3 protein-coding genes are annotated in these 5,336 nt (G+C 42.5%); 1 reads left to right on the top strand and 2 read right to left on the bottom strand.

The genetic code is table 11. The features are described from left to right. Positions 1 to 85: 85 nt before the first annotated feature. Complete coding sequence (locus tag QAS77_RS10325) at positions 86 to 1,969, bottom strand: S8 family serine peptidase (protein WP_305065402.1); 1,884 nt, start codon at positions 1,967 to 1,969, stop codon at positions 86 to 88. A gap of 245 nt (positions 1,970 to 2,214) precedes the next feature. Here QAS77_RS10325 and QAS77_RS10320 point away from each other — a divergent pair, with 245 nt between their 5' ends. After that, positions 2,215 to 4,878, top strand: coding sequence for a cation-translocating P-type ATPase (locus QAS77_RS10320; RefSeq protein WP_305065404.1), 2,664 nt, complete (start codon positions 2,215 to 2,217; stop codon positions 4,876 to 4,878). A 75-nt stretch (positions 4,879 to 4,953) separates the two neighbouring features. On the opposite strand, the gene QAS77_RS10315 is transcribed toward QAS77_RS10320, so the two are convergent. After that, on the bottom strand, positions 4,954 to 5,336 hold a 383-nt coding region (locus QAS77_RS10315; RefSeq protein WP_442920370.1), incomplete at its 5' end, for a sodium:calcium antiporter.

The following is a 5,336-nucleotide window of genomic DNA, read 5'->3' as shown; positions in this document are numbered from 1 at the left end:
AAGCATAATGTACCGGACCAAGCCCTTTGAAAAAAATGATCAAATGAAAAATGGGTGGTCTCAAATTGAGACCCGAAATTCTGCTTTACTGAGGGTAGGTTGCTGACAAACTTGACCCATCCACATTAAATGTGAACGTTAATGCTTTAGTTTTGTACTTAACTTCATTGGAATAGAATGTCAATGTTCCCGATCCATCGGTCAGGCTGGAATCAACATCTGTAGTAGCACCGCTCCAAGATCCAGATACTGTATTGCCTGCTACATCATTTTGTATAGTCACAACTGTCTTAGCAGAAACAAATAGATTTTTGCCTGCATTTCTTGTTATGATATCCACACTATCAATATATATTGTATTTTCGAGTGGGTCCGTAGCATTGGTTATAGTCACGGTAGCGCTGGCAGTATCCGTTGCAATATCATCATCTGTTATTGTAAGGTAGACTTCGTAGTTTCCAACTGAGCCGTAAGCATGTGTAGGGTCAATAGCACTGCTGGAGTTTCCATCTCCAAAGTCCCAATAATAAGAAACCACTGTTCCATCCGGATCGGTCGATCCCGATCCATAGAACTGTATTGGAGTTCCTACAACACCACTATATGGCCCACCTATAGAAGCAGTCGGGGCTACATTTTCAACAGGTGTAATATTTATAGAGTCCAATGCAGCCTGTGCATCGATGAGGCCATAGCCATATCTATCGTCCCATCCGGCAGTTCCCAGATCCTTTGCAGTTGATTCAAGCGCAGTTCTCACTTCACCATTAGAGGCACCCTGAGATATCAATAGAGCTGCAACACCTGAAACATGTGGAGCTGCCATGGAAGTACCCTGGAAGAAATAGTAACCAAAGTCTTTAGGGTCTTTTGTGCCAGGATTAAAAGTGTTCTGAAGTATCCCGTCTACATATCCATCTCCGTTCAGGTCCTGCTTCGTATTTCCACCAGGCGCTACCACATCAAGTTCCATTCCATAATTCGAATATGGTGCTAAGTTCCCATCATAGCCTGTTGCTCCGACTGCAATACATTTCTCATAGGCAGCCGGATAGCTAGTAATATTTGTTCCATCATTGCCTGCAGCTGCTACAATGGTGACACCATGTTCGTCTGCATAGTCAAGTGCATCATCTAAGACAGCACCCGGGTAATAATTGGGTGGGTAACCAAGGCTCATGCTGATGACATCTGCACCATTTTCGGTTGCAAAGTATATCCCATCTACTAATTCTAAAAGTGTTCCGCTTCCACTCTTATCAAGCACTTTTACAGGCATAATAGAACAATCATATGCCACCCCGGCAACCCCAAGACCGTTATTAGTACTCTGTGCAATTGTTCCTGCAACATGAGTACCATGGGAATGGTCATCATTTGGATGATTGTCATTATTGACAAAATCATATCCCGCTACAAATTTAGTATTAACAAGATCCGGGGCAACTTTATATTGCCTATAAGCCTCGTAGGCAACTCCAGTATCAAGCACAGCGACGATAACACCATTCCCGGTGGTGTTTACCCATGCAGGTTCAACGTTGATACCATGATCACTGTATAAATTCCATTGGTAATTGTAATATGGATCATCTGTGAAAACCGTTGTAATGGCATTTGGAACCGCATATTCCACATTCGGATTCTTACTGTAGATCTCGACCATCCTTTCAACGTTCTTTTTCTGTGGGATCTTCAGAACTTTGAAACCGGCATATTGGCTTGTGTATTTTTCTGTAGCTCCATTTCTGGCATTTATATTTGCGATCTTTTCATTTGAAAGACCTGGAGCAAACTTGACAATGATCTCGCCAGGTACGTATAAGCCATTATTTGGCATATCTATAGTCAATTCTTCATAAATATCATGAGCATTCACCGATGGTGCGAACGCAGAGACTGGAATTACCATCCCTGCGATCAATAAACATACGGTCAATACAGTAAGTTTTCCACTGTGAAAATCCATTGTACCACCTCTTATAATTAATACCACAAATAATTCCTGAGTATTAATCATTAATTACCAAAATTTAAATAGTTTTTGTCTTCAGATGCCGTCAAAAAGAGATTATCAAATTAAAAGGCTGAGCAGATAGAATAATCTATATCCCATTATTACAGTTATATCTACAAATATGTTGAGAGTACGGGGGTAACATTATACTCAACAATAAAGTTCCTGATTGCGATACAAAAGGCGATGAGCATAGCATTTCTCTTGAAGAGTTTCTCAAAAGGTTCGATGCTGGTATCGAGGGATTAACAACACGTGAAGCCTTAGAAAGGCTGGAGATATGTGGAAGGAATATTTTTGAGAATATAGGGGGAGAATCAGTTCTTAAAAAGTATTTTAAGCAATTCAACAATTTTTTCTCGGTCCTGCTTATTGCAGGGGCTTTGCTTTCATATGCATCAGAGCTGCTGGACCCTGGAAAAGGCAACTTGTACATCGCCATTGCGCTTTTTGGAGTTGTCATTCTCAATGCCACGTTCACCTTTATACAGGAATATCAGGCAGAACAGATAATGGCGAGTTTTCGCCAACTTATACCCCCTGTTGCCAAGGTATTGAGGGATGGGGAAATAAAGGAAATATTGGCACCCGAACTGGTTGTCGGGGATGTCATATTCATTGAAGAAGGAGACAAGGTCCCTGCTGATGGCCGGCTCATTGAAGAGAATACTTTAAAGGTTGACAATTCGTCATTGACCGGTGAGGCTGAGCCACAGTTACGCTCCCTTGAATGTACCCACCCAAATATACTCGAATGCAGGAATATGGTCTTCTCAGGAACGCTTGTATTGACAGGTAACGGAAAAGCTGTTGTTTATGGAACCGGCCAGAATACACAGATGGGAAAGCTTGCAACCCTGACGGAACAGACAACATCAGTTGAAACACCTCTTCGCAAAGAGCTCAATAATTTCATCCGGATCATCTCAATAATTGCAATATTTCTCGGAATATCATTCTTTACTATCGGTTTTGTGACACATGACCTGTTCCTGTTGAATCTCATTTTTGCAATAGGTATCATAGTTGCCAATGTCCCCGAAGGATTGCTTCCAACTGTAACCCTTTCCCTAAGTCTGGCTTCAAAAAGAATGGCAAAAAGGAATGCACTTATCAAGCGGCTCGAATCCGTGGAAACCCTTGGATCGACCACGGTCATTTGTACGGATAAGACCGGAACACTGACCCAGAATAAGATGGTCATACATTCAATGACTCTGGGCTTTGAACAAATTGATGTGAGCAACGGGGAAGTTCCACCGGACATTCTAATGAAAGTAGCAGTACTTTGCAATAATTCAAGGCTCGTTGAAGGACCTTCGAGATATAAGGGAGATCCCACTGAAGGTGCTTTGTTGATGTACGCATCCAAGTTTACTGATATTGATGTGATGCGGGAAAATAATACTCGCTTGAAGGAATATTCTTTCGACTCCCTGAAAGAAAGAATGCAGGTAATTTACCATACTGATTCGGATGAACAGGAATCCTACCTGAAAGGCGCAACTGAAGTTGTTATTAAAATGTGCGACCATGTCCTGATGGACGGGGATGAAGTACCTATTACCGAAGATGACCGGAACGAGCTCCTTGATATGCATTTGAAGATCGCAGGAAGAGGTGAACGTGTGCTTGCTCTTGCATATCGCAGGGCTGAGGAGGAGATCGAATACGACACAGGTTTTACATTTATCGGTTTTGCCGGTGCGGTCGATCCTCACAGACCTGAGGTCAAAGATGCTATTCACAAATGTCACCGGGCCGGAATAAAGGTAGTGATGATTACAGGAGATCATCCGGTAACTGCCCTTTCCATTGCAAAGAACGTTGGTTTTAGTAGCAATGGCCATGAGCCGGTGATGATCACAGGTGCTGAGCTGGACAAATTATCAATTGATGAACTTTCAAAAAAACTGAAGGCTCCGTATATTATATTCGCACGAACATCCCCGGTTCAGAAATTGAAGATAGTACAGGCGTTTCAGTCAAGGGGAGAGATAGTGACCATGACCGGGGATGGTGTAAACGATGCTCCTGCAATAAAGAACGCAGACATGGGTGTCGCCATGGGAAGCGGTACGGATGTTGCAAGAGAATCTGCTGACATGATACTTCTTGATGATAATTTCGCCACTATCGTCAATGCAGTGGAAGAAGGAAGGACCGTCTTCGATAACATCAAGAAGTTCATTGCCTACATCCTTACAAGCAATATTCCGGAAATACTGCCATTCATTGCATTTGTCCTCCTTTCGATACCCCTGCCCATGAACGTGCAGTTGATCCTTGCCATCGACCTTGGTACAGATATACTTCCGGCACTGGCACTGGCTGTTGAGAAGGGGGAAGGGGACATAATGAAGCGTCCTCCCCGATCAAAATATGAAAAGCTCCTGACACCACAGGTACTTTTGACATCCTATGGAATGAAAGGACCCATCGAAGCTCTGGCGGGTTTTACCTGTTACTTTGCAGTACTTCTGGATGGAGGCTGGACCTGGGGACAGGCATTACTAAGTAATGAACTTCTCTACAGACAGGCCATAATGGCATTTTTTGCTGCGGTCATAATCTGCCAGATAGCAAATTTGCTCGTATCACGTACAAGAGTGGAATCAGCATTGTCCAAGAATATGTTCACGAATAAAATGATACTACTGGCGATAGTGAGTGAATTATTGATACTTTCCATGATAATGTTCCATCCATTTGCGAACACGATCTTTGGAACAGCACCGGTCTCAATGGAATATCTTGTACTTGCAATGCCTTTTGCAATATTGCTGTTCGTGCAGGATGAGATAAGGAAATATTACATCAGAAAAGGATCGTTGCTTGCAAAGACTTTCCTGAAATGGTGATCATGTCAAACTATACTGTTAATTAGTTAGTTAGTTAACCAAATAACAGTTGAGAAGTTAATTGGAGGGGAATGCTCAGATAGCTAACTCGAAACTGAACAACAATATCAGGAAGATCAAATACAGCAAGAGCAATGCCATTCCTTCTATTCTCCTGATTTCCCAGTGAGTGTGGATGAACCATAACAGAACAACACTGATTATGATCATGAACGGGATCGTGAACATGATGCTTAGTCCTGTTATTTCAAGAGGGAACACGAATGCAGAGATTCCCAGTACCAGAAGGATATTCGTTATGTTGGAACCGATCACATTCCCAATTGCAATGTTCCCATAACCTTTACGTGCAGCAGATATTGTCACCATTAGTTCGGGGAGGGAGGTACCGATTGCAACCATTGTGATACCGATGAATGTGTCAGGGAGCTGAAAGAGCTGTGCAAAGAATATTGCTT

The organism is Methanococcoides sp., assembly GCF_030594565.1.
GTDB classification, from domain to species: Archaea; Halobacteriota; Methanosarcinia; order Methanosarcinales; family Methanosarcinaceae; genus Methanococcoides; species Methanococcoides seepicolus.
The sequence above is the reverse complement of the archived record's forward strand: the minus strand, read 5'-3'. Positions and strand labels throughout refer to the sequence as shown.